The sequence below is a fragment of the Variovorax ginsengisoli genome (assembly GCF_030486595.1).
Taxonomy (GTDB): Bacteria; Pseudomonadota; Gammaproteobacteria; order Burkholderiales; family Burkholderiaceae_C; genus Variovorax; species Variovorax ginsengisoli_B.
Genome location: NZ_JAUJZH010000033.1, coordinates 26,919 through 50,760, shown reverse-complemented (window position 1 = coordinate 50,760; position 23,842 = coordinate 26,919). Strand labels below are relative to the sequence as shown.

The 23,842-nt window shown below is 67.0% G+C and carries 23 protein-coding genes; 12 read left to right on the top strand and 11 right to left on the bottom strand.

Annotated features, from left to right (window positions below):
- Position 1: 1 nt before the first annotated feature.
- Genes QZH52_RS32080 through QZH52_RS32065 form a run of 4 tightly spaced genes read right to left on the bottom strand, consistent with a single transcriptional unit; the run spans position 2 to position 5,173 of the window.
- Positions 2 to 3,163 carry an efflux RND transporter permease subunit gene (locus QZH52_RS32080; RefSeq protein WP_301815134.1) on the bottom strand — a complete coding sequence of 1,054 codons (3,162 nt, stop codon included), beginning with the start codon at positions 3,161 to 3,163 and terminating at the stop codon, positions 2 to 4.
- Between the two features lie 14 nt (positions 3,164 to 3,177).
- The gene (locus QZH52_RS32075) at positions 3,178 to 4,410 is read right to left on the bottom strand and encodes an efflux RND transporter periplasmic adaptor subunit (RefSeq protein ID WP_301815133.1); all 1,233 of its coding nucleotides are present in this window, start codon (positions 4,408 to 4,410) and stop codon (positions 3,178 to 3,180) included.
- A gap of 24 nt (positions 4,411 to 4,434) precedes the next feature.
- Positions 4,435 to 4,914 (bottom strand): hypothetical protein, encoded by a 480-nt coding sequence (locus QZH52_RS32070; RefSeq protein WP_301815132.1) that lies wholly within the window; start codon positions 4,912 to 4,914, stop codon positions 4,435 to 4,437.
- Positions 4,915 to 4,963: 49 nt separating this feature from the next.
- Positions 4,964 to 5,173, bottom strand: a complete 210-nt coding sequence (locus QZH52_RS32065) for a hypothetical protein (protein ID WP_301815131.1) — start codon at positions 5,171 to 5,173, stop codon at positions 4,964 to 4,966.
- Positions 5,174 to 5,437: 264 nt separating this feature from the next.
- Between QZH52_RS32065 and QZH52_RS32060 the strand changes: the two genes are divergently transcribed.
- The 7 genes from QZH52_RS32060 to QZH52_RS32030 all read left to right on the top strand — a co-directional run bounded on the left by QZH52_RS32060 (position 5,438) and on the right by QZH52_RS32030 (position 10,934).
- Positions 5,438 to 6,205 carry an alpha/beta fold hydrolase gene (locus QZH52_RS32060; protein ID WP_301815166.1) on the top strand — a complete coding sequence of 256 codons (768 nt, stop codon included), beginning with the start codon at positions 5,438 to 5,440 and terminating at the stop codon, positions 6,203 to 6,205.
- A gap of 92 nt (positions 6,206 to 6,297) precedes the next feature.
- Complete coding sequence (locus QZH52_RS32055; protein WP_301815130.1) at positions 6,298 to 7,053, top strand: response regulator; 756 nt, start codon at positions 6,298 to 6,300, stop codon at positions 7,051 to 7,053.
- An 816-nt stretch (positions 7,054 to 7,869) separates the two neighbouring features.
- Positions 7,870 to 8,322 (top strand): MarR family winged helix-turn-helix transcriptional regulator, encoded by a 453-nt coding sequence (locus tag QZH52_RS32050; protein WP_301815129.1) that lies wholly within the window; start codon positions 7,870 to 7,872, stop codon positions 8,320 to 8,322.
- A gap of 19 nt (positions 8,323 to 8,341) precedes the next feature.
- Positions 8,342 to 9,583 carry an MFS transporter gene (locus QZH52_RS32045; RefSeq protein ID WP_301815165.1) on the top strand — a complete coding sequence of 414 codons (1,242 nt, stop codon included), beginning with the start codon at positions 8,342 to 8,344 and terminating at the stop codon, positions 9,581 to 9,583.
- Between the two features lie 71 nt (positions 9,584 to 9,654).
- Positions 9,655 to 10,059: a PaaI family thioesterase gene (locus QZH52_RS32040; protein ID WP_286530674.1), complete on the top strand. Its 405-nt coding sequence runs from the start codon at positions 9,655 to 9,657 to the stop codon at positions 10,057 to 10,059.
- Positions 10,056 to 10,463: a hypothetical protein gene (locus tag QZH52_RS32035; protein ID WP_301815128.1), complete on the top strand. Its 408-nt coding sequence runs from the start codon at positions 10,056 to 10,058 to the stop codon at positions 10,461 to 10,463. The genes QZH52_RS32040 and QZH52_RS32035 overlap by 4 nt, the downstream gene beginning before the upstream one ends.
- A 9-nt stretch (positions 10,464 to 10,472) precedes the next feature.
- Positions 10,473 to 10,934 (top strand): GNAT family N-acetyltransferase, encoded by a 462-nt coding sequence (locus QZH52_RS32030; protein ID WP_301815127.1) that lies wholly within the window; start codon positions 10,473 to 10,475, stop codon positions 10,932 to 10,934.
- A gap of 32 nt (positions 10,935 to 10,966) precedes the next feature.
- On the opposite strand, the gene QZH52_RS32025 is transcribed toward QZH52_RS32030, so the two are convergent.
- The 6 genes from QZH52_RS32025 to QZH52_RS32000 all read right to left on the bottom strand — a co-directional run bounded on the left by QZH52_RS32025 (position 10,967) and on the right by QZH52_RS32000 (position 16,528).
- Positions 10,967 to 11,947, bottom strand: a complete 981-nt coding sequence (locus tag QZH52_RS32025; RefSeq protein ID WP_301815126.1) for a flavin reductase — start codon at positions 11,945 to 11,947, stop codon at positions 10,967 to 10,969.
- Positions 11,944 to 12,321, bottom strand: coding sequence for a VOC family protein (locus QZH52_RS32020; RefSeq protein WP_286530678.1), 378 nt, complete (start codon positions 12,319 to 12,321; stop codon positions 11,944 to 11,946). Before QZH52_RS32020 ends, QZH52_RS32025 begins: the two co-directional genes overlap by 4 nt.
- Entirely contained in the window at positions 12,318 to 13,103 is a 786-nt protein-coding gene (locus QZH52_RS32015) for an SDR family NAD(P)-dependent oxidoreductase (RefSeq protein WP_301815125.1), read from the bottom strand. Before QZH52_RS32015 ends, QZH52_RS32020 begins: the two co-directional genes overlap by 4 nt.
- A 13-nt stretch (positions 13,104 to 13,116) precedes the next feature.
- On the bottom strand, positions 13,117 to 14,184 hold the full coding sequence (locus QZH52_RS32010) for an LLM class flavin-dependent oxidoreductase (RefSeq protein ID WP_301815124.1): 1,068 nt from the start codon (positions 14,182 to 14,184) through the stop codon (positions 13,117 to 13,119).
- A gap of 172 nt (positions 14,185 to 14,356) precedes the next feature.
- Positions 14,357 to 15,343: a Bug family tripartite tricarboxylate transporter substrate binding protein gene (locus QZH52_RS32005; protein ID WP_301815123.1), complete on the bottom strand. Its 987-nt coding sequence runs from the start codon at positions 15,341 to 15,343 to the stop codon at positions 14,357 to 14,359.
- A gap of 105 nt (positions 15,344 to 15,448) precedes the next feature.
- Positions 15,449 to 16,528 carry an LLM class flavin-dependent oxidoreductase gene (locus QZH52_RS32000; protein ID WP_301815122.1) on the bottom strand — a complete coding sequence of 360 codons (1,080 nt, stop codon included), beginning with the start codon at positions 16,526 to 16,528 and terminating at the stop codon, positions 15,449 to 15,451.
- Between the two features lie 115 nt (positions 16,529 to 16,643).
- Between QZH52_RS32000 and QZH52_RS31995 the strand changes: the two genes are divergently transcribed.
- Positions 16,644 to 17,600: a LysR family transcriptional regulator gene (locus QZH52_RS31995; protein WP_301815121.1), complete on the top strand. Its 957-nt coding sequence runs from the start codon at positions 16,644 to 16,646 to the stop codon at positions 17,598 to 17,600.
- 12 nt (positions 17,601 to 17,612) lie between these two features.
- Here the strand turns inward: QZH52_RS31995 and QZH52_RS31990 are convergent, their stop codons facing one another.
- Entirely contained in the window at positions 17,613 to 18,488 is an 876-nt protein-coding gene (locus QZH52_RS31990; protein WP_301815120.1) for an SMP-30/gluconolactonase/LRE family protein, read from the bottom strand.
- Between the two features lie 255 nt (positions 18,489 to 18,743).
- Between QZH52_RS31990 and QZH52_RS31985 the strand changes: the two genes are divergently transcribed.
- From QZH52_RS31985 to QZH52_RS31970, 4 genes are read left to right on the top strand one after another with little or no spacing between them, the layout of a single operon-like run.
- A complete protein-coding gene (locus QZH52_RS31985) occupies positions 18,744 to 19,514 on the top strand; it encodes an enoyl-CoA hydratase/isomerase family protein (protein WP_301815119.1) in 771 nt (256 codons plus the stop codon).
- A gap of 4 nt (positions 19,515 to 19,518) precedes the next feature.
- Complete coding sequence (locus tag QZH52_RS31980; protein WP_301815118.1) at positions 19,519 to 21,660, top strand: acetate--CoA ligase family protein; 2,142 nt, start codon at positions 19,519 to 19,521, stop codon at positions 21,658 to 21,660.
- A gap of 8 nt (positions 21,661 to 21,668) precedes the next feature.
- Positions 21,669 to 22,871 (top strand): acyl-CoA dehydrogenase family protein, encoded by a 1,203-nt coding sequence (locus QZH52_RS31975; protein ID WP_301815117.1) that lies wholly within the window; start codon positions 21,669 to 21,671, stop codon positions 22,869 to 22,871.
- A 1-nt stretch (position 22,872) separates the two neighbouring features.
- Positions 22,873 to 23,835 carry an acyl-CoA dehydrogenase family protein gene (locus QZH52_RS31970; RefSeq protein WP_301815116.1) on the top strand — a complete coding sequence of 321 codons (963 nt, stop codon included), beginning with the start codon at positions 22,873 to 22,875 and terminating at the stop codon, positions 23,833 to 23,835.
- Positions 23,836 to 23,842: the final 7 nt, after the last annotated feature.

Sequence of the window (23,842 nt, the reverse complement as noted above, 5' to 3'; positions counted from 1 at the left end):
GTCAGACTCCTTCGAGGGTTGAGTTGGCGACTGGCGGCGGATGCGTCGGCTCCGAAGCGTGCTTCGGCCGCGCCAGCCTGCCTGCGATCACGACATAGAACATCGGGATCAAGAAGATGGCGAGGAACGTCGCCGTGGCCATTCCGCCGATCACGCCAACGCCGATCGCGTTCTGGCTCGCCGAACCCGCGCCCTTGGCCAAGGCCAACGGGAGCACGCCGAGGCCGAAGGCCAGCGAGGTCATGACGATCGGCCGCAGTCGCATGTGCGCAGCCTCTATCGCGGCATCGAATGCACTGCGGCCCGTGGCCTGAAGTTCGCGTGCGAACTCCACGATCAAGATGGCATTCTTCGCCGACAGGCCAATCGTGGTCAGCAAGCCGACCTGGAAGTAGACGTCGTTGGTCAGGCCTGACAACGTGGTCGCACCGAGCGCGCCCAGCACGCCCAGGGGAATGACCAGGATCACTGACAACGGAATCGCCCAGCTCTCGTAGAGCGCCGCCAGGCAGAGAAACACCACCAGGATCGACAGCGCGTAGAAGTACGGCGCCTGCGAGCCGGACTGTTGCTGCTGCAGCGAAACACCGGTCCACTCGTACCCAATGCCTTCCGGCATCTGCTTCATCAGGCGCTCCATCGTTGCGATGGCCTGCCCGGTGCTGCGCCCCGGCGCGGCCTGGCCCTGGATCTCGATCGCAGGCACTCCGTTGTAGCGCTGCAGCTGCGGCGGGCCGAAGGTCCACGAACTTTTCGAGAACGACGAGAACGGCGCCATCCCGCCCTGCACGTTTCGAACGTAGAGCTGGTCCAGATCCTCGGGATTCATGCGAAACGGTGCATCGGCCTGCACGTACACCTTCTTGATTCGGCCGTCGGTGTCGAGAAAGTTGTTGACGTATTTCGAACCCCACGCGATCGAGAAGGCCTGGTCGGCGTCCGCAATCGCCACCCCCAGCGCGCTCGCCTTCTCGCGATCCACGTCCACCCGGAAGGTCGGGTTGTTGGCGAGTCCGTTGCGTCGCACGAGCGCAAGGTCCGGGTCGTGCGATGCGAGGGCCAGCAGCTTGTCGAATGCCTGGGTGAGCTTTTCCTGACCCACGCCGCCGCGATCTTCCAGCTCGAAGTCGAAGCCGGAGGCAGTCCCCAGCCCCTGAATGGCTGGCGGCGTGATCGGGATGATGATCGCGTCCTTGTACGAGGCGAAGTGCCGGGCCAGGCGGGCGGACAAGGCAGCCGCACCAAGGTCGCGATGCTGCCTCTGGTGCCAGTCCTTTAGCTGGACGTACACCAGTCCCTGGCTCTGTCCACGGCCCGCGAAGTTGAACCCGTTGACCACGAGGCTGCCTTCGACAGTGGCCTTTTCATCATTGGCCAGGTAGTTCCCGATGTCCGCGAGTACGCCACCCGTGCGCTCCATCGTCGCACCCGGGGGCGTCTGCACCTGGATGTACATGAAGCCCTGGTCCTCCGTCGGCAGGAAGGAAGTCGGCAGGTGCACGAACAGCCACCCCACCGCGGCGACGAGCACCGCGTAGATCGCGAGCCAGCGGCCCGAGCGCAGGATCACATGGCGGACGCCGCTCGCGTAGCGCTCCCGCGAGCGCTCGAAGCGGCGGTTGAACCAGCCGAAGAAGCCAGTCTTCTTCTCGGCACCCTCCGGGGAGCGCTTCAGGAGCATCGCGCACAGAGCCGGTGTGAGCGTGAGCGCCACAAGCACCGACAGCAGCATCGCCGCGACAATCGTGAGCGAGAACTGCCGGTAGATCGCTCCCACCGTCCCGCCGGAGAACGCGACGGGCACGAACACCGCACACAGAACCGTCACCACGCCGACGAGTGCGCCGGAGATCTGGCCCATGGCCTTGCGGGTCGCCTCGACGGCTGACAGGCCCTCTTCCTCCATCACGCGCTGCACGTTCTCGACCACGACGATCGCATCGTCCACCAGCAGGCCGATCGCCAGCACGAGTCCGAACATGGAAAGGGTGTTGACGGTGAACCCGAGCGCTGCCATCACCCCGAAAGTCCCGAGCAACACCACCGGCACCGCGATCGTCGGGATGATCGTCGCGCGGATGTTCTGCAGGAAGAGGAACATGACCAGGAAGACCAGCGCGATGCCCTCGAACAAGGTCTTCACGACTTCCTTGATCGACTCCTTGATGAAGGGCGTCGAGTCATTGGGATAGACCACCTTCAGGCCCGGCGGAAAGTATTTCGACAGCTCATCGATACGCGCTCGCACCGCATTGGCCGTCTGCAGGGCGTTCGCGCCGGTGCCCAGTTGCACCGCGAGCGCCGCAGCCGGCTTGCCGTTGTACCGGGTGTCTACAGCGAAGTTCTCGGCACCCAGTTCAATGCGCGCAACGTCGCGCAGGCGCACCTGTGAGCCATCCGGCTGCACCTTGAGCAGGATCGCGCCGAAGTCCTCCGGCGTGCGCAGCAACGTGGCGGCGGTGATCGTCGCGGTCAACTGCTGGTCTCCCACGGCCGGTGCGCCCCCCAACTGGCCACCGGACACCTGGACGTTCTGGTCCGACACCGCGCTGGTCACGTCGACCGGCGTGAGGGAGTAACCGTAGAGCTTCTGAAGGTCGAGCCAGATGCGCATCGCGTACTGAGTGCCGAACACGTTCAGGTTCCCGACGCCTTCAAGACGGCTCAGCGGGTCCTGGACATGGGACGCCACGTAGTTGGCAATGTCGTACTTGTTTATGCTGCCATCCGTCGACACGAAGGCCGCTACGAGCAGCGATGCGCTGCTGGATTTGGTGATCCGCACGCCGGTCTGTTGCACCTGTGCCGGCAGCAGCGGCGTGGCGAGCTGGAGCTTGTTCTGTACCTGCACCTCTGCGATGTCCGGATTGGTCCCGGGCGCAAACGTCAAGGTCGTGGTCGATTGACCGGTGTCGTCGCTGACCGAAGACAGGTACAGCAAGTGGTCGAGCCCGCTCATTGACTGTTCGATCACCTGCACCACCGTGTCCTGCACGGTCGTGGCTGACGCGCCGGGATAGCTGGTGGTGACTTGCACCGTGGGCGGCGCGATCTGCGGGTACTGCTCGACAGGCAACGTGAAGATCGACAACGCTCCCGCGAGCATCACGAGGATTGCAAGAACGATCGCGAAGATCGGGCGCCCGATAAAGAACCTGGCCATGTTCCGCTCCTCGCCTATTTTTCCGCCGATGCCACGACACGATCAGATCGTGCACCCGGCAATCCGGCGGAAGCGGCTGGCGGCTGCTTCTCCACTGTTCGCACCAGCGCACCGCCTTTCACTTTTTGGAGCCCGGCAACGATCACCTTCTCGCCGTCCTCGAGGCCGCCGTCTACCACCCATTGGTCTCCGGAGGTTCGCGTCGCCTGGATCGTGCGCAGCGCGACCTTGTCGTCGTCGCCGACGACGAGTACCGTGGCCTGGCCCTTTGGATCGTGCGTCACGCCCACCTGCGGCACCAGCAACGCATGCTCGTCCACGCCCTGCTCGATGCTGGCGCGCACAAACATCCCGGGCAGCAGCACATGGTCGGGATTCGGAAACACCGCACGTACCGTGACCGAGCCCGTGCCCGAGTCGACCGTGACGTCGGTGAACTCCAGCTTTCCGGCCAACGGATACTGGCTTCCGTCCTCGAGTGTCAACTGGACCTTTGCCGCGTCCGGACCGCCGACCCTGAGCGTTCCGGACACGATGTCACGGCGCCACTGCAGGCCCGCAAGGCTGGAGCGATTGAGATCGACATAGATGGGGTCGAGCTGCTGCACGGTGGACAGCAGCGTCGCCGCGGCTGCCTGCACGTACGCTCCCTGCGTGACCTGCGAAATCCCGACGCGACCGCTGATGGGCGACACCACGTCGGTGTAGCCCAGGTTGATGCGCGCGGTCTCCACCGCCGCCTTTCCGGAAGCGACCATTGCTTCGGCCTCCCCTTGCGCGGCCACGGCGTTGTCCAGGTCCTGCTTGCTCACCGCGTTCGCGGCGATGAGCTGCCTGTCGCGCTGCGCCAGTGCGGTCGCAGACACCAGACGGGCCTGCGCGTTCTGCAGCGAGGCCTGCGCGCTGTCCAGTGCTGCGCGATACGGCGCAGGATCGATCCTGTAGAGCAATTGGTTGGCCTTGACGTCCGAACCCTCCTCGAACTCGCGCTTGAGCACGATTCCATCGACGCGTGCGCGCACTTGCGCGACGAGATAGGCCACGGTGCGCCCTGGAAGCTCCGTGCGGACCGGCACAGCCTGGCGGTGAACGGTGACAACCTCGACTTCCGGTGCCTGTGCCACAGTCCCCTGGGGCTTCGAATCGCCACAGCCGGCCAATGACAGGGAGAGAAAGGCACAGATGACGGCGGCGACGCCGGCAGGTGAAGCCGCTCGGTGATACGTGCGAATGCTGTCGTTCTTCATCGTGAGTCCTTGTCGTCTGGCGCTTCAGTCGCGGCATGCAAAGCGGAACGAGCGCGCCGCGTCATGCACACGTTCGAAGTCCGTTGGCATCACCTGCAGCGGTAGGCGTTCTCCCAGCCACGCATTGGTCGTCACGAACCATTGCGCCAATTCGCTGTCATCCAGTGCGGCGGCGAGCTCCGCAATCAGGAGGGCCGCATCCGCAGTCACTGTGAGTCCTTCGCCCTCGAACTGAAAGCGCGGCAGCCAGTACTCGCCGCGCCATTCGAAGCTGATCACCTCTCGCGCAACGATGCCTCGGGCCAGCCGCGAAATGCCTGCCCCCGGCAAGCGCCCGGCCATTTCGGCGCTGACCGCGATGCCGCCGAACGCGCGGTAGCCTTCTGCCAAAGCAAGGAATTCCAGGTCTTTTGCGCTCGCTTCTACAGGGCCACCCCAGTTCGGGCGCAGATAGAACAAGGCCGGCGCTGCGGCTTCGCGAATGTCGATCGTCGTTACATGCATTTTTTGGTCCTTGTCTGAAGGCTGCGTTCGAGGGCGAGCTAGCGGGCAATCATCTCGGTCGAACCCTCGGTGTATCCACGTCGATGCCCACGAGTGCACGCGCGAAGAGGTAGTTGATGCGCGCACGTTCGCTCAAGGTGTCCATGTCGACGTGGCCTTCGGCGTCGCAAGGAAAGGCCCAGCCCCGCCGCTGGCGGAAAAGCGACTGGAAGCGCAGTTCGTAGCTCGCGACCGGCTGCGAGTAGCTTGGGTGGTTCATCGTTCGCTCCTTGACGTTTCATCTCATGCTTCGATGGTCAAGTTGTGCGGTTGCGCACGGATTGCGGAGGCGCAGCGATTCGCGACATCCGTAGCGAGTGCAATGTCAGTTGAAACAAGACCGTCACGAGGTCAGCCTCGTTGCGAATTGCAAATGAAACGATCTCCACTTCGCCTGTAGCAGAAATGAGGGACCACGCAACGGGCGCGCAACCGCAGCGCATCACAGTCAGCACCACCCAACAACACCAGGAGCCATGAAATGATGAATCGCCGCAACTTCGCAGGTTCGCTTGCCGCCTTGTCCGCAGCCGCGCTCGGGGCCAACAAGGTCTTCGCCCAGAGCACGCCCGCCGCGCGAAACGTGGTGCTGGTGCACGGCCTTTTTGCCGACGGCTCCAGTTGGGGCAAGGTCATTCCGCTGCTCCAGCAGGCCGGGCTGAACGTCATGGCTGTCCAGAATCCGCTGAGCTCGTTTGCAGACGACGTCGAGGCCACCCGGCGCGCCTTGGCGCTGCAGCAGGGGCCCACTTTGCTGGTAGCTCATTCGTATGCCGGCATGGTCATCAGCGAGGCGGGCGTGGACCCGAAGGTGACCGCCCTCGTCTACGTGGCAGCGCGCGCACCCGATGCGGGCGAGAACTACGGTGAGCTCGCAGGCCGCTTCCCCACGCCTCCGGCAAGCGCAGGCATCGTGTGGGGCACGGATGGCTACGGCCAGCTCTCTGAGGAAGCGTTTGTCCGCGACTTCGCCGGCGACCTTCCAACCGCCGAGGCGCGCGCCTACTACGCCGTACAGGGCCGCATGTCGAAGGCCACGCCGGCCGCACGCACGACCACTGCTGCCTGGCGCCTCAAGCCCACCTACTACGCGGTATCCGCGGAGGACCGCACGATCAACCCCGACTTGCAGCGCTTCATGGCCAAGCGCATGAATGCACGCACCATCGAGCTGCCTTCCAGCCACGTCTCGCTGCTGTCGCATCCGCAGGAGGTCGCGACATTGATCCTTTCGGCGGCCGGCCACCATTGACAGCGGGAGCCCGCTCGTCCATCCGCCGGCATGTCTGATGAAATGCGCCTCGGTTTCATCTGCAACAGGGCCGCTGGCGCGAGCGGGGACTCATGCACTACGCTTACGACGCCATGAATACCTCGCCTGCCCATATCCTGGTGGTCGATGACGATCCGGCCATCCGCGAACTGCTGACCGAATACCTGTCGGAGAACGAGATGCGCGTCAGCGCAGCCGCCTCCGGGGCCGAGATGGCCCGCATACTGCGGGAAGATGCCATCGACCTGGTGATGCTGGACCTGCGTCTGGCCGGGGAGGACGGCATGCAGCTCGCCCGACAATTGCGCGAGCACAGCGCGATACCTGTGATCATCCTGACCGGCAAGCGCGACGAGGCCGATCGCGTGATGGGACTGGAAATCGCGGCCGACGACTACGTCACCAAACCCTTCAGCAACCGTGAGCTACTGGCACGCATCCGCGCGGTGCTGAGGCGCTATCAATTGCAGGCCGAAGCGGCCCCGCCCACGCGAGAGGCCAGCTGCCGTGCCTACCGCTTCGCCGGCTGGGAGCTGAACCTGCTGGTGCGGCGCCTCACCACTCCCGATGGCCGCCGGGTCGAATTGAGCAATGGCGAGTTCAACCTGCTGCTCGCGCTGTGTGAGGCACCGCAACGGGTGCTTTCGCGCGACCGGCTGCTGGAGCTGTCGCGCCTGCATGGCGCGGAGGTCTACGACCGCTCAATCGACGTTCAGATCCTTCGGCTGCGCCGCAAGATCGAGGTGAATCCGTCCGAGCCCCGGTTCATCCGTACAGAGCGCGGTGCGGGCTATGTGTTCGATACCTCGGTTGAAATTCTGCGCTGAAGACGTCCGATCCCACCACTAACCGCCCAGCCGCCCGCATGGTCCGGCTGGCTTGGCCTCTGCACTGGTCGGTCTGCTGGCGGGCCTTGGCGGGACGCTCATCCTCCGCTTCGTTCAACAAAAATGCCTACGGCTTGATACGTACGGTCGCCAACTCGGCTTCTAGGGCGATTCGTGACGTGGCTCTTCCATTAGTCATATAGATTCTTACGTAGCCACAGCAAAGGCTCCCGCCAGGTCATCTGAAGGCGGTGACTACGCGAGCGGCCATGGCCGCGACCGTGCCACGACCCGCAGAGAATCCATGGTGAAGGAAGGTCATCGATGGCACAACGCCTCGTCGTGAAATTCTTCTTATGAATCAATGACTTGGAAACACCGCCGTCAAAGTTAGGTCCTAATTTTGATGGAGTTCCGGCCTAACTTTGAAGGAACTCATCATCAACATCGACATCGCCAGTGTGCTGAGCGACCTCGACTCACCGCTCTAAGACAAAGAAGTTCCGTGTGGGCTGAGCCCGCGTCGTGGGTCGGTTGTACTGCAGGGCGACTTCGCACCCATGGGAAAAAGGAACGCCGACAAGCGAGACCCCCGCAGCCATCGCGCGCGAGGCACCGACCCGTTGTCTCATGCCCATAGGCGATGAATTCAGCGGGCGGCGGCGCAAGAAAGGGGGCGGACTTTATTCGATCGCGAGGCTGACTTTATTCAATCGGGCAAACTTTATTGTCGTTTTAGATTCCTCCATGTCCAGGTCGCCCCCGGGGTCAAAATAAGAAGCTAAACTTCGTAGTTATCCTGTCCAACCGAGTGCAATGCCCGCCCAATTCGCCGACCCCGAAACCGACACGCCCCACGCGCTGGCGGTGGAGCTGCGCATGCTGGCCTCGCAACTGCGCCGTCGGCTGCGCCAGGAGGCCTCCGCCGCCGACTGGACCGAATCCCAGCGCGCCGTGCTGTTGAGGCTGGAGCGGCAGGAGGCCGCCACCGTGACCGAACTGGCGCTGGCCGAAGGCGTCCGTTCCCAGTCTATGGGCGCCACCGTGGCCTCGCTGATCGAGGCCGGCTATGTCAGGGGCGCGCCGGACCCGGCGGACGGGCGCCGCACGCTGCTGTCGCTTACCCCGCAGGCGCGCAAGGTGTTCCGCCAGGTCCGGGCCGCGCGCGAAGACTGGCTGCAGCGCACGATCTCGGCGCGCTACTCGCCGGCCGAGCAGCGGCAGCTGGCCGGCGCGGTGCGGCTGCTCCAGCGCCTGCTGGAGGCCTGATGGCCCTACCTTCCGTTCACTGCGCAACCGCAACTACCGGTTGTGGGCGGCCGGCGCGCTGGTGTCCAACGTCGGCACCTGGATGCAGCGCACCGCCCAGGACTGGCTGGTGCTGACGCACCTGACGAACCACAACGCCACCGCCGTCGGCACCGTGATGGCGCTGCAGTTCGGCCCGCAGCTGGTGCTGCTGCCTTTCACCGGCCTGGCGGCCGATCGCTTGAACCGGCGCAAGCTGCTGATGGCGACCCAGGCCGCCATGGGCCTGCTGGCGCTCGGGTTGGGCCTGCTCACGGTGAGCGGCATGGCGCAGCTGTGGCATGTCTACGTGTTCGCGCTGCTGCTGGGCTGCGTGGCGGCCTTCGATGCGCCGGCCCGGCAGACCTTCGTGGCCGAGCTGGTGTCGGAGACCGAGCTGTCCAACGCGGTGGCCCTCAACTCCACCTCCTTCAATGCCGCGCGCATGGTGGGGCCGGCGGTGGCCGGGCTGGTGATCGCGGCCACCGGGCCGGGCGAGGCCTTCCTGCTCAATGCGCTGTCCTTCGTGGCGGTGCTGACCTCGCTGGCCTGCCTGCGCCAGGGCGAGCTCTATCCGCGTCACGGCACGGCGGGGCGCAACAAGGGCAGCCTGATGGAGGGCTTCCGCTATGTCTGGCGCCGCCCCGACCTGCGCGCCCTGCTGGCCATGCTGTTCCTGGTGGCCACCTTCGGCCTGAACTTCCCCATCTTCATTTCCACCATGTCGGTCGGCGCCTTCCACGGCGGCCCCGGCCAGTACGGCCTGCTCTCTTCGACGATGGCCATCGGCTCGGTCACCGGCGCGCTGCTGGCGGCGCGCCGCGCCCAGCCGCGTTTCGGCCTGCTGCTGGTGGGATCGGCGGTGTTCGGCTTCGGCTGCCTGGCGGCGGCGCTGATGCCCAACGTGGTCGGCTTCGGCATCGCCCTGGTCGTGACCGGCGCGGCGGCGCAGACGCTCACCACCTCGACCAACGGCATGGTGCAGATGTCCACCGACCCGGCCCTGCGCGGCCGCGTCATCGCCATCCTGCTGGCGATCCTCCTGGGCAGCACGCCCATCGGGGCGCCGATGGTGGGCTGGGTGGCCGATACCTTCGGCCCGCGCTGGGCCATGGGCGTGGCGGCCGCCGCGGGCTTCGGCTCCCTGGCGATCGGCCTGCGCTACCTGTTCAGGCACCACGGCCTGCGATTGCGACTCGAAGGGCGCCGGCTGCGCTACAGCTTCGTGCCGCCCCCGCCCTGAGGTCCGAGTCCGCCGGCGCTGCGTCTGGACGGACAATATGCGCTGTCGAGACAACCGCCACACGCGCCACCATGGACCTCAGCAAATTCCCCAAGGACCTGATGCACGCCATCGGATTCACCGAAGTGCTTCGCGTCGACCACGAAGCCGGCATCGCCCGCGTTCGCTACACCGCGCGTCCCGAGTTCGCCCACACGAAGGGCACCGTGGTGCAGGGCGGCCTCATCACGGCCTGGCTCGACAGCGCGATGGCCTTCGCCGTCATAGCGCGGGATCCCGATGCCAGCCTGGCGAGCCTGGAGCTCAAGGTGTCGTTCCTCGAGCGGGTCGGGGTCGCCGCCTACGAGGTCGAGGCGCGGGTGCTGCGCTGGGGCCGCAGCGTCGTCTTCCTCGAGGCCGATCTCTTCTCCGAAAGCGGTGTCCTGCTGGTGCGCGCCTCGTCGACCGGGAAGCTGCTGAGAACGGCCCGCGCATGAGCCTGCTGCAAAGCGTCGAATTCGGCAACGCCGGCGACCTGGACACCCACGGCACCGGCTGGTTCGTCGGCTTCGGCGAATGGACCCACGGCCCGGCGACGGCCCTGCGCCATGTGGCCGACGGCACGACGTCGAGCGGACCGTGCATCAAGTACTTCCGGCATCCGGCGGGCCATCCGAACGGCGACCCCAAGCCGCTCAGCGAAGGCCGGACCCTGTCGATGCTGGTCGATGCGCAAGGCGAGTTCCGCATCGAGTTCTCGACCCGCGCCGACTTCGCGCCCGCGGACAGCCTCGCGCACACCCTGCGCCGCCACGGCGACTTCGTGATCTGGGGCCCCGGCATCCATCACCGCGCCTTCGGCATCCAGGCCGCGTGCATCCTGACGGTGCGTTGGGCATAGCCCCTCGATATGGACACTTCGTTTCGCATCCGCCCCGTCTCGGAGCCCGACTTCGCGGCCTGGAAGCCTCTCTGGGACGGCTACAACGCCTTCTATGGCCGCAGCGGTCCGACCGCGCTGCCGGCCGAGATCACGGCCACCACGTGGTCGCGCTTTCTCGACCCCGCGGAACCGGTGCACGCGCTGGTCGCGGAGGGTGCCCACGGCCTGCTCGGCCTGGCGCATTTGCTCTACCACCGCAGCACCACCCAGATCCGCATGAGCTGCTACCTGCAGGACCTGTTCACGGTCGAGGCGGCCAGGGGCCGGGGCGTCGCGCGCGCCCTGATCGAAGCGGTATGCGAGCGTGCAGCGGCGGCCGACTCGCCACGGGTGTACTGGCAGACCCACGAGACCAACACCACGGCGATGAAGCTCTACGACAAGGTGGCCGAGAAATCCGGCTTCGTGGTCTATCGCAAGCTGCTCTGAGGCGCGCCTGTCCCGCCGCCGCGCCGCGGCGGTCAGTGCTCGACCGGAGCCGCCACGGCGGCTTCCTCTGCGTGCGCAGCGCCGTCCCTGCGCAGCATCGTGATCAGTTCGTCCAGCGCGGCCACGGCACCCTCGGCGTCCCGCGTCCGCAGGCACTGGACAACCTTGCGCCGCAGCGGAAACACGTCGGGCCTGGGCCGCACCGGGATCACGTGCGTCATGCGCTCGCGCAGCACGGTGGTCATCGTCTGGGCCATGAGCCGCAGCGCTTCGTTGTGTCCGGCCAGGCTGATCGACGAGAAGAAGCGTGCCGTCGCCTCGATGCGCCGCGGCAGCGCGTCCGCGCCCTGGTGCTGCTCGATCTCTTCCACGGCGGCCTCGATCGCGTCCACCTCCTCGGGAGTGGCCCGCTCGCAGGCCAGCCGCAGCAGCTTGCCGTAGAGCGCGCGGTAGGCCTCGTCGATGTCGACCGTACCCAGCTGCCCTTCGAGCACCCGCTGGCGCAGCGACTCGGCCAGCATCATGTAGGCGCCCTTGTAGAACACCAGCGCATGGTCGGCGCAGCCGCTGCGCATGTGCTTGACCTCGCCGATGAAGATCTCGTGGTCGCCGGCCTCGTGGCGGGCATGGACCCGGCACTCGAAGCTCGCCAGGCAGTCGTCGACCAGCGGCGTCCCCAGCGGGCCGGGGCGCCAGGCCACGCCCTCGAACTTGTCGGCGATCCTGCTCGATGCGAAACGCCCGGACAACTGGTCCTGGCTCTGCGACAGGATGTTGATGGCGAAGCTGTCGGCCTCGACGAAGGTGCCCAGCAGGCTGCTCGCCTTGCGCAGGCTGAACAGCACCAGCGGCGGCTCCAGCGAGACCGAACTGAAGGAGTTGCAGGTCAGCCCCACGGGCGTGCCGTCCGGCGTGCGAGTCGTGATGACGGCCACCCCGGTGGGGAAGCAGCCCAGCAGCTGGCGAAACAGCTTGGGATCGATGGGCTCGGCGTGCGGCGTCGGCTGGTTCATTGCTTGCTCCCCTGGCGCTTGAAGAGTTGGACGATGTTGCCCTCGGGGTCGCGCAGCGACAGCACCGCGCCGTGCGCGCCCATGTCGCGCACGCCGAGCACCTCGCCGCCCGAGGCGGCGACCCGTTGCGAGGTGGCGGCGAAGTCGTCGACCTCGAACACCATGACGACGCCGGAAGTCGCCGGCACGGCTTCTTCACGGCAAGCCAGCGCAACGCTGGTGTTGCCCACCCCGTACTGGATCCAGCGGTCCTGGTCGCGGAACTTGAGCTGGAGCCCGAGCGCCGATTCGTAGAAAGCATGGAGCTCGGCGGGCCGTTCGGCCACCACGAAAACGTTCTGCAGCCGCTTGGGCGATTCGATGGCGGGGTTCATTGCGAGCTTCCGTAGAGATTGTTCAGCGATGCCTTCAGGAAGCCGCCGTCGACCACGATGTCCTGCCCGTTGACGTACGCGGACGCATCGCTGGCGAGGAAGCACACGGCATCCGCGATATCCGCCGGCAGGCCGAGCCGGCGGGCGGGAATCCTGGCGGTGCGGGCCGCCAGCGCGCCTTCGTCGCGGTAGTGCGGCTCCGACAGGGGCGTGCGGATCATGCCGGGACTGACCGCGTTGGCACGGATGCCGCGCGGTCCCCATTCCACGGCCATCTGGCGGGTCAGCGCCTGCAGCGCCGCCTTGGTCGGCCCATAGGCGCCGACCCGCGTGGGCACCTGCGCGGCGATCGACGCCACGTTGACGATGCTGCCCGCCTCGCGCTCGAACATCATCGGCACCAGGGCCTGCGCGCACAGCAGGGCACCGCGCAGGTTGACCCGGAAGATGCGGTCCCAGAGGTCGATCGGGAGGTCCTCGAGGCCCACCGGCGCCCCGCTGATGGCCGCGTTGTTGACCAGCACGTCGCAGCGGCCGAAGCGCGAACGCGTCAGCGCCGCCATCGCGGCGACGGAGGCCGGCTCGGCGATGTCGCAGTGCACCGACAGCAGGCCATCGGCCTCGGTCGGCGTGGCCGCATGGCTGATGTCGGCCTGCACCACCTGCGCGCCGATCGCGCGCAGCTGCTGGCAGATGGCCAGGCCCAGGCCGCCGGAGGCGCCGGTGACCACGGCCACCCGGCCCTGCAGGGCGGCGTTGTCGAAAGCGAGGGGAGCGCGCATCGGTGACGGCGCCTCAGGCAGCGACGGCATGCATCGATGCGACTTCCTTGCGGATCGCCGGAATGATCTTCTCGCCCCACAGCTCGATCTGGCGCAGCATGGTCTTCTGGTCGCAGTCGCCCAGCTGGGTCTGCAGCGCGATGTGCTTGGGCCGCAGGATGGCGATTTCTTCCAGCATCTTGTCGATCACCTGGTTCACCGAACCCACCGGCAGGTTCTTGCGGAGCTGCTCGAAGCTCGGGTCGGTGGGCGACGGCACTTCCTTGACCATGTAGCCGTCGTCCGATTGGGCGCGGCGGAACTTGAGGCTCTCCGAGATGCGGCGCTGGAAGCGCGCGTTGTCCAGGTAGGCGTCGATCTCGGAGGCCTTGTCGGAGGCAAAGGCGCAGCGCAGGAAGCCGAACTTCACGTCCTCGTCGAGGTCGGCGCCGTTGTCCGCCGCGACCTTGTCGAGCCGCTGGCGCAGCGCCACGATCGCGTCGGTGCCGTTGAGCAGCGCGGTCACGAACAGGTTGTGGCCTTCGCGCACGCCGCGGCCCAGCGTGACGGGGTTGCCCGAGGTGATCCACAGCGGCGGCATCGGGTCTTGCACCGGACGCACGGCGATCGAGCTCGGCGGCAGCTTCAGGTACTGGCCGTCGTATTCGACGACCTTCTGGGTCAGGCCCTTGGGCAGGATGTCCAGGAACTCGTTGTAGATCGCGCCCGACTCCTCGATCTTCACGCCGAAGCGCTCGAACTCGAACTCCTGGTAGCCCGAGCCGATGCCGAGCTCCAGGCGGCCGTTGGACACCGTGTCCACGAAGCCCACCTCGGCCAGGAAGCGCGCGGGGTGGTACAGCGGGAGAATGCACACGGCCGATCCCAGGCGGATGCGCCGGGTCTTGGCCGCCATGTGCGCGATCATCATCAGCGGCGAGGGCGACAGCGAGTAGTTGTTGAAGTGGTGCTCCGCATACCAGGCGGTGTCGAAGCCGGCCTGCTCTGCGACCACGCTCTGCTCGATCGAGTTCTGGATCACCTGCTGCGAAGTCTGGTGATAGCCGCGCTGCTGCGCCAGGATGAATACGCCGAATTCCATGTCTTGCCCCGCTTCCAATGAGTGATGTGCGATGCAGGAATTCTCCGGTCGCACCCATCGATCGGGAATACGGTCAGCGCGCGATTCAGTCCTGCAAAAAAGCGCAGGATCGACCGCCGGAGGCAAAAAAAAAGGGGCCCAGAGGCCCCGTTTATCGTCGCTTGCGCGCTTCTTATTTTTCGCTCAGGTCGGTCACCTTCGCGAGGCCCTGCCAGATGGCTGCGTCCTTCTTGACCGAGGCGGCGAACTGCTTGGCCGAGCGGGTCGGCGGCACGATCATGTTCTGGCCTTCGATCTTCTGGCGCACCTCGTCGGTCTTCTGCAGGCGGTTGATCTCCTCATTGAGCTGGTCGATGATGGCCGTCGGGGTTCCGGCCGGGGCGAACACGCCGTACCAGCCGTCGGCCTCGAACTTGTAGCCCTGTTCGGCCAGCGTCGGCACGTCTCGCGTGGCCGGCCAGCGCTGCGAGCCCGTCTGGCCCAGGGCCACCAGCCGGCCATTGCGCATGTGCGGAATGGGCGATGCGATGTCCGTGAAGGCCACGCTGATGTTGTTGGCGATCAGGTCGGTGACTTCGGTGACGATCGTCTTGTACGGCACGTGGGGCATGTCCAGGCCGTAGTGCGCCTTGATGCCTTCCATGGCCAGGTGGCCGGACGAGCCCGTGCCCCACGAGCCGTAGGCGAGTTTGCCGGGATGCGACTTGGCGTAGGCGACCATGTCGGCCAGGTTCTTGAAGCCGGTGCTCGGATTCGTCATCAGCAGGATGCCCGCGGCGCCGACCTGCGCGACCGGCACCAGGTCCGTTTCCGCGTTGTAGGGCATCTTCGGGTGGATCACCGGATTGATGAGGATGGACGACGACGGTGCGAACAGCAGCGTGTAGCCGTCGCCCGGCGCCTTGGCCACTGTGTCGCACGCGATCAGGCCGTTGGCGCCCGGCTTGGCGTCGACCACCACCGGCTGCTTCAGCGTCTTGCCCAAGGGGTCGGCGATCAGGCGGGCGAAGATGTCGCCACCCGCGCCGGCCGAGCCGGCCACCACCAGGCGGATCGGGCGCGAAGGCCACGGCTCCGGGGCGGCCATGGCCTTGACGCCGGCGCCGAGCAGCATGCCGCCGAGCAAGACCGTGCGGCGCTGGATAAATGTGTTGTTCATGGTTGTCTCCTGATTCGACTGCGCGAAGCGTTGGGGGATGGGGGTCCGCCCGTCCGGACCCGGTGCAGGCCCGCTGGGCCAGGGGGCCTGCCGATTGAATTCGGGTCAGGCAGCCAGTGCGTCGATCGCCGGCTGCTGGCGTCCCAACTCCTTCTGGATGGCGGGGATGATTTTTTCACCCCACAGGTCGATCTGCCTGAGCATGGTCTTCTGGTCGAAATCGCCCAACTGGGTCTGCAGTGCGATGTGCTTGGGACGCAGGATGCTGATCTCCTCCAGCATCTTGTCGATGACCTGGTTGACCGAGCCCACCGGCAGGTTCTTGCGCAGCTGCTCCATCGTGGGGTCGGTCTCGGACGGCACTTCCTTGATCATGTAGCCGTCGTCGGACTGCGAGCGGCGGAACTTCAGGCTCTCGGAAATGCGGCGCTGGAAGCGCGCGCAATCCAGGTAGGCGTCGATCTCGGCCTGGTTGTCGGAGGCATAAGCGCAGCGCAGGAAGCCGAACTTGACGTCGCGGTCCAGGTCCTTGCCATTGTCGTCGGCCACCTTGTCGAGGCGTTGGCGCAGTCCCTGGATGGCCTCGTTGCCATTGAGCAGCGCAGTCACGAACAGGTTGTGGTTCTCGCGCACGCCGCGGCCCAGCGCGACCGGATTGCCCGAAGTGATCCAAACCGGCGGCATCGGGTCCTGGACGCAGCGCACCGCGATCGAGCTGGGAGGCACCTTCAGGAAGCGGCCTTCGTACTCGAAGATCTTCTGGGTCAGGCCCTTCGGCAGGATGTCCAGGAACTCGTTGTAGATCGCGCTGGCGTCGGCGATCCGGACGCCGAAACGCTCGAACTCGAACTCCTGGTAGCCCGAGCCCACGCCCAGGTCCAGGCGGCCGTTGGACACCGTGTCCACGAAACCGACCTCCGCCAGGAAACGGGCCGGCTGGTAGAGTGGAAGAATGCAGACCGCCGTACCCAGGCGGATGCGCGTCGTCTTGGCGGCCATGTGGGCGACCATCATCAACGGCGACGGCGAGAGCGAATAATTATTGAAGTGATGCTCCGCATACCAGGCATTGCAAAAGCCGGCCTGCTCCGCAGCGACAGTCTGCTCGATGGAGTTGTTGATGACCTGCTGCGAAGTCTGGTGATAGCCCCGTTGCTGGGCGAGAATGAATATTCCGAAATCCATGTGTGCTGTCTCCGCGAAAAATCGGGCCCGCGAGGGGTCAGCAAATTCTCGGGCAGGCCAGCTGAATTGATAATGGATGAAATTGCAGATCTGAACTGCGGAGACTGGAGGACTGATGGATAGATTGCGCGCCATGGAGCTGTTCCTGTCCATCTCCCAGACCCGTAACTTTTCCGAGACCGCGCGCCGCTTCGGGATCTCCGCCACCGGCGTGTCGCGCATGATCACCGACATCGAGGACGAGCTGAAGGTCAAGCTCCTGCTGCGCTCCACGCGCCAGGTCGCGCTGACCGAGTCGGGCCAGGAATACGCGCGCCAGCTGGAGGGCATCCTGTGGCGCATCAACGAGCTGCAGGCCAACATCACCGCCATCAGCAGCGCGCCGCAGGGCCTGCTGCGCGTGCATTCGCGCATGATGTTCGGCCTGGGCGTGCTGCCGCCCCTGATCGCATCGTTCCGCAAGCTCTACCCGGAGATCCACATCGAGCTCACGCTGGGCGAGACCGCGGCCGACCTGCGGCGCAGCCAGATCGACATCGACTTCCGGATCTCGCCGCCGGTGGAGGCCGGCGTCAAGCGCCGCATGCTGTTCCAGAGCGATCGCTACCTCGTGGCCGCGCCCGCCTACCTGGCCGGCAGGCCCGCCCTGCAGGCGCCCGAGGACATCCTGGCGCACGAGTGCCTGGCCTACCAGCTGCCCGGCGACGAATACACCTGGCTGTTCAAGCAGCCGGCGCAAACCAGCGCCATCGCGTTCAAGCCGCGGCATGTCAGCAACAACGGCATCGCCCTGCTGGAACTCGCGCGCCTGGGCGAAGGCCTGGCGCTGCTCGACGACTACACGGTGCACAACGACCTGCGCCAGGGCCGGCTTGTCCGGGTGCTGGGCGACCATCGCATCAGCAACAAGGGCTTCGACGAGGGCATGTACGCCACCATCCTCGACACCCCCATCATCCCGGCCAAGATCCGCCTGTTCCTGGATTTCGTGGCCGAGCACGTGGCGGGGCCGGAGCTGCGTTTTTCTGCCCACAGCAAGCCCGCCGGGCTCGACGCCCCGCCCGCGGCCTGACCGCCGCACGGCCTACAGCAGCATCCGGCACTCGGGGCGGGCCGCGCCGCTGAAGCCCAGGCCGGTCAGCTTGAGCACCGCGCCGTCCAGGGGCCCGGAGGCGCTCAGGCGGCCGCTGTCGCTGATGGTCGTGACGAACAGATCGTCCATCGCCGGCCCGCCGAAGCACAGCGCGCTCGGGTGGGCCACCGGCAGCGCGACCTGGTGGGTGAGCCGGCCCTGCAGATCGAAGCGAGCCAGCGCCCCCACGCGCACCAGCGCCGTCCACAGGCCCCCTTCGCTGTCGAAGCAGCAGCCGTCCGGTCCGGAGTCCTGGGCGTCGGTGCGCACGAACACCTGCTTGTCGGCCAAGGTGCCATCGGCTGCGATCGCATACGAATAGACCACCCGTGCGGCGCTGTCGGCCACGTGCAGGCGGCCGTTGACCGGGTTCACGCAGGGGCCGTTGGTGATGCCCAGGCCGTCGTCGAGCTTGTGCAATTGCAGCCGGGTATCGAGCCGGTACAGGCCGCCCAGCGGCGGCTCGTCGGCCTCGCGGAACACATGCATGGTGCCGACCACGAAGCTGCCGTCGGCCAGCGCGATGCCGTCGTTCAGCCGCAGGTGGGGGTGGCTGTGCTCGATGCGCGCCAGCGGGCGCAACTGCCCGCTGCGCAGGTCCAGCGCTGCGATCTCCTCCTTCAGGGCCAGCACGATACGGTCGTGGCCGTTGAAGGCGAACGCGCCCAGGGGCGCGGGCGCCTGGTGGCGCGCCGTCACCGCCCCGGTGTCGGGGTCCAGCGCCAGCACCAGGCCGGCGCGGCAATCGAGCAGCCAGAGCTGCTGCCCATGCCACACCGGGCATTCGCCCAATGCGGTCTTCAAATCGCCGAGGCGTTGAATATTCATTTTTTGCACTCGCGCTTTAATTCTCTCGATTGAATTGAATCGATCAGATAAATCAATTCAACACATGGGAATACATGTCCATCAGCTGGATGGAGGCCATGTTAGCGACCCTCTGCCGTCCCACCCACCTGCGAATCCTTCATTTTTTGCAGAACACTCTCCCGGAAAAACGAGAAATCAAATTCAATGCAATTTCTATAATCGATCAAGCGTATTAAAACCGGGACAAACGTCTTTTTATCGAAGAGGTGACGTATGAGTGATGAATGGGTTCGTCTGGAAGTCGAAGGCGGCGTGGGACTGGTCACCATGGACCGCAAGCCGGTCAACGCGCTGAGCCGCGAGATGCGCCACGCGCTGGTGGCCACCTTCGACGCCATCTCCGAGCGCACGGACATCCGCTGCGCCGTCCTGACCGGCGCGGGCAGCGTGTTCTGTGCCGGCGCCGACCTGAAGGACCGCCCCGACGCCGAGGTCGCCGGCGACTTCCTCGCACACAACCGCATCACCCGCGAAACCGGCAACGCGATCCGCGAGTGCGCCAAGCCCGTGATCGCCGCCATCAATGGCGCGGCGCTGGGCGCCGGCTTCGGCCTGGCGGCCGCCTGCGACATCCTGTATGCCTCCGAGAACGCGACCGTGGGCATGCCCGAGATCAACGTCGGCCTGGCCGGCGGCGCCTCCATGCTCAAGACCCTGTTCGGCCGCTCGACTCTGCGCCGCATGTTCTTCACCGGCCAGCGCCTGAGCGCGCACGACCTGCTGAAGCGCAACGTGGTCGACGACGTGCTGTCCGAGAAGGACCTGCTGCCCTTCGCGATGGCACTGGCACGCGAGATCGCATCCAAGGCCCCGCTGGCCATCGCCTACGCCAAGCGCGCGGCCAACATGGTGGATGTCATGCCCCAGCGCGACGCCTATCGCTTCGAGCAGGAGTTCACGATGGCCCTGTCGAAGACCGAGGACGCCCGCGAAGCGCGCATGGCCTTCCTCGAGAAGCGCGCGCCCGTTTTCAAGGGACGCTGACACCATGCTGACCCAGGTTCAAGCCGCTCCGGGCACCGGGCTCGACGCCTTCTTCAAGGCCGACGGCGTCGCCGTCATCGGCGCCTCCGACGACATCACCAAGATCGGCGGCCGACCGGTGCAGCTGCTGCGCAAGTACGGCTACGCCGGGCCGATCTATCCGATCAACCCGAAGGGCGGCACCCTCCAGGGCCTGCAGGCCTACGCCTCGATTCTGGACACGCCCACGGCGCCGGAACTGGCGATCCTGGCGGTGCCGGTGGAAGCCACGCTGCAGGCGGTGCGCGAATGCGGCAGCCGCGGCGTGCGCGGCGTGATCGTGCTCACCGCGGGCTTCGCCGAAGCCGGCCCCGAAGGCGCGGCCCTGCAGGCCGAGCTGGTGCGGGTCGCGCGCAACCACGGCATGCGGCTCCTGGGCCCGAACTGCCTGGGCACCGTCAACGTGGTCGACCGGCTGGTGGGCTCGTTCTCGATCGCGCTGGAGCAGAGCCTGCCGCCGGCCGGGCAAGTGGGCATCGTCTCGCAGTCGGGCAACATCGGCAGCTTCACCATGCGCAACATGGCCGATCGCGGCCTGGGCGTGAGCCGCTTCATCGCGACCGGCAACGAAGCCGACGTCGACGTGGCCGACGGCATCGCGGCGCTGGCGCAGGACGACGACACCCGCATCATCCTGTGCGCCATGGAAACCTGCCGCGATGCCGGCCGGCTGTTCGAGGCGCTCGACTTGGCGCGCCGGCAGCACAAGCCGGTGATCGTCCTCAAGATCGGCGCCACCGAGCAGGGCCAGGCGGCCGCCGCCTCTCACACCGGCGCGCTGATGGGCTCCGACGCCGTGTTCGACGCCGTCTTCCGTCGTCACGGCGTGCTGCGCGTGCGCTCGTTCGAGGAACTGCTCGATGTCGGCCATGCCGCCGCCCTGCTGGGCCGGCAGCGCCTGCCCGCCACCGACGCCGTGACGCTGGTGGCGGCCTCCGGCGGCTTCGGCATCATGATGGCCGACGCGATGGTGCAGGCCGGCATGACCTTGCCGCAGCTCGCCGAGAGCACCCGGGCCCGGATCCGCGAGGCCGTGCCCACCGCCGGCACCAACAACCCGGTGGACGCGTCGGCGCAGATGTCGGCCCGGCCCGACATCCTGCTGAAGATGCTGAGCGCGCTGCAGGACGACGCCAATGGCAGCACGCTGGTGCTGCTGCTGGCCCTGTCGCTGTACAACCCGCGGCTGCGCGGCGTGTACCTGGAGGCGCTGTCCAAGGTCCGGGCCAGCCATCCCGAGCGCCTGCTGGTCATCATCAGCCAGGGCCCTCCCGATGCGGTGGCCGAGATCAATGCGCTGGGCATCCCCGTGTTCCCGAGCATCCCGGCGGCCGCCGCCGGACTGGCGGGCCTGGTCCGGGTCGGCCAGCTCGGCACCCTGCCCGCGGCCGCCGCTTACGACGGTCCGGTCGACAGCGTGGATGCGGCCGTGTTCCGCAACGAGTTCCATGCCAAGAAGGCGCTGGCGGCGGCGGGCATCAGCGTGCCGCGCGAGGAGATCGTGGCCTCGGCCGACGAGGCCGTGCGCAGCGCCCGTGCCACCGGCTACCCGGTGGTCCTCAAGATCGCATCGGAAGACATCGCCCACAAGACCGAGATCGGCGGCGTGGCACTGGGCCTGCAGGACGACGACGCCGTGCGCCAGTCCTATGACCGCCTCCTGGCCAACGCCCGGCAGCACGCGCCCGAGGCACGGCTGGACGGCGTGCTGGTGGCGCCGATGGTCCGCGGCGGCGTGGAGCTCATCGCCGGCGTTTCGCGCGACCCCGTCTTCGGCCCGGTGGTCATGGTCGGGCTGGGCGGCATCTATGCCGAGATCCTGAAGGATGTCGCGGTGCAGGTAGCGCCGGTCTCCGAGGAAGAAGCCCTGCGGATGATCCGCAGCCTGAAGATGTTCCCGCTGCTGGACGGCGCCCGCGGCCAGCCCAAGGCCGACGTGGCCGCCGCCGCGCGCACCGTGGCCCGGCTGTCGGCGTTCGCCTGCCGCCATGCCGCCGACGTGGCCGAGATCGACATGAACCCGATCCTGGTCAAGGCGCAAGGCGAAGGCGTCCTGGTCCTGGACGCCCTGATGGTTCCCACCTCCCGCAACCGCCCTGCCCCCTGAGGCCTCTCATGCACATGGAAAAGAACCCGGCCATCCCGGACGCTGCAGCGGGTCCGGCCGTCTACCGGCAGTACGCCCGCCAGTGGCTGGGCGCCCACCTGCCCGCGCACATGCGCGCCGACAGCGTCGACTACCGCACCCCCACGCTGGACGAGTGCCGGGCCTGGGAGGCGTCGATGTACGACGCCGGCCTCGCGGGCATGACCTGGCCCAAGGCCTATGGCGGCCTCGGCCTGAGCTTGCGGGAGCACCTGGTCGTCAACAAGGAGGTCGGCGCGCTGGCCATGCCGGAGAGCGTGAGCTCGATCGGCAAGGAGCTGGCGGGCCCGATCATCCAGACCGTCGGCACCGAAGAACAAAAGCAGCTGTTCCTGCCGCGCATCCTCGCCATGCGCGACTACTGGTGCCAGGGCTTCTCCGAGCCCGACGCGGGCTCGGACCTGGCCCGCCTGCGGACCAAGGCCGTGCAGGAGGGCGACAGTTGGCGCATCAACGGCCAGAAGATCTGGACCAGCGGCGCCGCCAAGGCGCGCTACTGCCTGCTGCTGACCCGCACCGGCACGGTGGCCGACAAGCACCGCGGCCTGCTGATGTTCGCCGTGCCCATGGACACGCCCGGGATCCGGGTGGTGCCGATCAAGTCGATCGATGGCAAGGTGTCCTTTGCCGAGGTCTTCTTCGACAACGTCGTGGTGCCGGACAGTGCGCGCCTGGGCGCACCGGACGAGGGCTGGAACGCGGCCATCCGCGTGCTGTCCATCGAGCGCGCGACCAACCGCATGTACCGTGCATGGCGCTTCGACTGCGAGCTGCGCCAGCTGGTCGCCGCCTGCAAGTCCGATCCGCAGTTGTCGAGGCTGCTGGACGACGGCAGCTACCAGCGCCGCATCGGCGACGTGGTGGGCGAGATCGATGCGCTGAAGGGCCTGGTCGAGCAGACCGTGAACCGGATGATGGCCGGCGACAAGATCGGTGCCCGGGGTTCGCTCACCAAGCTGTATTGGTCCGAGTGCCACCAGGCCTTCGCAGGGCTGGCGCTCGCGCTCGTGTCGCACGTGAACCCGCGCTCCAGTGCGCTGGCGCAGCGCGCGCGCAAGCACTTCACCACGGCCTACTTCTATTCGCGTGCCGAGACCATCTACGCCGGCACCACCGAAGTGCAGCTGGACATCATCGCCCAGCGCATCATGAATCTTCCGAAGGACCTCTGAGATGACCACGTCGGACAACGATCTCAAGCCCGAAGACTTCGCCCAGGCCGCGGCCGAGGCGATCAAGGATGCGCAGACCCGCGGCTTCCGTGACGCCGCCCGGGTGCTGGCCGCGGCGGGCCTGTGCGGCATCTGCGCGCAGGAGGACGCCGGCGGACTGGCGCTGGGCATCGCGTTCGCGCTGCCCATCGCGACCGCGGCGGGCAAGCTGCGGCTGCACTGGCCGCTGCTCGAAAACCTCCTGGTCGCCAAGGCGCTGGGCGACTCGCCCCTGGCGGCCCAGCTGGCCAGCGGCGAACGCGTGGCCACCTGGGCGCTGCAGGGCAGCCTGCAGGACGGGCTGGCCGGCCAGGCGCGTGGCGCCAGGGACTGCGACTGGGTGCTGGTCGCGGATGGCCGGGGCGGCGGCGCCCTGCTGGACTTGCGAAGCATCGAGATCCAGGAGGACGAGGCGCTGGACCCGGAGCATCCCCAATCGTGGCTGGCGCTGGACGGTGCCGAAGTGCTGGCGCAGCTGGATGCCGCGGCCTTCGCCGCCCTGCAGCGCGACAGCCACATCCTGATCGCCGGCTTCGTCAACGGGGCGGCCGAGTCGGCCCTCGCCACCACGGCCGGCTACATGTCGACCCGTGTGCAGTTCGGACGCCCGCTGTCGGCGAAGCAGGCCGTGCGCCACCTGCTGGCGCGCATGCGGCTGCAGCAGGAGGCCTCCAGCGCCGGCATCCAGCGCGTGCTCGACACCGACGAATACGGCCGCGTGCGCGCGACGCGGCCGGTGCTGGCCAATGCCCTGGCGAGTGCGGCCTTCGTGCTGGAGAAATCCATCCACCTGCACGGCGGCATGGGCTTCACCTGGGAGGTGCCGCTGCACTACGCCCTGCGCGAAGTGCGCAAGTTCGATGCCGCCTTCGGCTCGGGCGCGCTGGCCAGCCAGGTCGGCCGCGACTTCATCCAGTCAGTGTGAACCAAGG

Coding starts and splice junctions, on each gene's coding strand:
- QZH52_RS32010 (WP_301815124.1), bottom strand. CDS start 14,184: ATGGAATTCGGCGTATTCATCCTGGCGCAGCAGCGCGGCTATCACCAG.
- QZH52_RS31980 (WP_301815118.1), top strand. CDS start 19,519: ATGCTGACCCAGGTTCAAGCCGCTCCGGGCACCGGGCTCGACGCCTTC.
- QZH52_RS32030 (WP_301815127.1), top strand. CDS start 10,473: ATGGACACTTCGTTTCGCATCCGCCCCGTCTCGGAGCCCGACTTCGCG.
- QZH52_RS32040 (WP_286530674.1), top strand. CDS start 9,655: ATGGACCTCAGCAAATTCCCCAAGGACCTGATGCACGCCATCGGATTC.
- QZH52_RS32060 (WP_301815166.1), top strand. CDS start 5,438: ATGAATCGCCGCAACTTCGCAGGTTCGCTTGCCGCCTTGTCCGCAGCC.
- QZH52_RS32025 (WP_301815126.1), bottom strand. CDS start 11,947: ATGAACCAGCCGACGCCGCACGCCGAGCCCATCGATCCCAAGCTGTTT.
- QZH52_RS31975 (WP_301815117.1), top strand. CDS start 21,669: ATGCACATGGAAAAGAACCCGGCCATCCCGGACGCTGCAGCGGGTCCG.
- QZH52_RS32080 (WP_301815134.1), bottom strand. CDS start 3,163: ATGGCCAGGTTCTTTATCGGGCGCCCGATCTTCGCGATCGTTCTTGCA.
- QZH52_RS32070 (WP_301815132.1), bottom strand. CDS start 4,914: ATGCATGTAACGACGATCGACATTCGCGAAGCCGCAGCGCCGGCCTTG.
- QZH52_RS31970 (WP_301815116.1), top strand. CDS start 22,873: ATGACCACGTCGGACAACGATCTCAAGCCCGAAGACTTCGCCCAGGCC.
- QZH52_RS32050 (WP_301815129.1), top strand. CDS start 7,870: ATGCCCGCCCAATTCGCCGACCCCGAAACCGACACGCCCCACGCGCTG.
- QZH52_RS32055 (WP_301815130.1), top strand. CDS start 6,298: ATGCACTACGCTTACGACGCCATGAATACCTCGCCTGCCCATATCCTG.
- QZH52_RS31995 (WP_301815121.1), top strand. CDS start 16,644: ATGGATAGATTGCGCGCCATGGAGCTGTTCCTGTCCATCTCCCAGACC.
- QZH52_RS32005 (WP_301815123.1), bottom strand. CDS start 15,343: ATGAACAACACATTTATCCAGCGCCGCACGGTCTTGCTCGGCGGCATG.
- QZH52_RS32035 (WP_301815128.1), top strand. CDS start 10,056: ATGAGCCTGCTGCAAAGCGTCGAATTCGGCAACGCCGGCGACCTGGAC.
- QZH52_RS32020 (WP_286530678.1), bottom strand. CDS start 12,321: ATGAACCCCGCCATCGAATCGCCCAAGCGGCTGCAGAACGTTTTCGTG.
- QZH52_RS32075 (WP_301815133.1), bottom strand. CDS start 4,410: ATGAAGAACGACAGCATTCGCACGTATCACCGAGCGGCTTCACCTGCC.
- QZH52_RS32000 (WP_301815122.1), bottom strand. CDS start 16,528: ATGGATTTCGGAATATTCATTCTCGCCCAGCAACGGGGCTATCACCAG.
- QZH52_RS32065 (WP_301815131.1), bottom strand. CDS start 5,173: ATGAACCACCCAAGCTACTCGCAGCCGGTCGCGAGCTACGAACTGCGC.
- QZH52_RS31985 (WP_301815119.1), top strand. CDS start 18,744: ATGAGTGATGAATGGGTTCGTCTGGAAGTCGAAGGCGGCGTGGGACTG.
- QZH52_RS32015 (WP_301815125.1), bottom strand. CDS start 13,103: ATGCGCGCTCCCCTCGCTTTCGACAACGCCGCCCTGCAGGGCCGGGTG.
- QZH52_RS31990 (WP_301815120.1), bottom strand. CDS start 18,488: ATGAATATTCAACGCCTCGGCGATTTGAAGACCGCATTGGGCGAATGC.